1 protein-coding gene is annotated in these 494 nt (G+C 52.6%); it reads right to left on the bottom strand.

Features of this window, described 5'->3' with window-relative positions; translation table 11 throughout:
• Positions 1-494: toxin VasX (locus AM629_RS24160; protein WP_338049421.1), on the bottom strand; the 494-nt coding region annotated here is incomplete at both ends.

Raw genomic sequence — 494 nt, 5'->3', positions numbered from 1 at the left:
GTCAGTGACGAGAACGGCAGCGCATTCTCCCCCTCTCCACTGTTCAGCCATTTTTCCATATCAAAACGTTGCATATATCGCGCTCGATAGGCCGGATCTTCATGCTTTTTACGTACCGCATCCGTCCACGCCACCGCCGACCAGGCCAACCAAAAAGCCTTGTTTTCGAAACCTTCCGGCAGTACCGGTAATGTCACCAGCGAAGCTCGCGCCAACTCATTGGGCTGATCAATGCAGGGTTTCATTTCACCGCTGGCTAAGCGGGGAGGCACTTTGCCATTTTCCGGCAGGGGATAGTAATACCCCTCGCGGGTCACGTAATAATTGATCCAGCCACTCACCAGCTCATCCCAGATATACAGAAAGCCTGCTCGCAACAAACGAGTGGTATAGCCCGTTTCGCCTTTTCTCTCTACCGGTGGCATTTGAATGCTTGCAGGTAAATCCGGCACACCATCACCCTGCGCTTTGATGGCAGGACGAACAAGTAAAAC

Source organism: Photorhabdus heterorhabditis (assembly GCF_001280945.1).
Lineage (GTDB): Bacteria > Pseudomonadota > Gammaproteobacteria > Enterobacterales > Enterobacteriaceae > Photorhabdus > Photorhabdus heterorhabditis.
The sequence above is the reverse complement of the archived record's forward strand: the minus strand, read 5'-3'. Positions and strand labels throughout refer to the sequence as shown.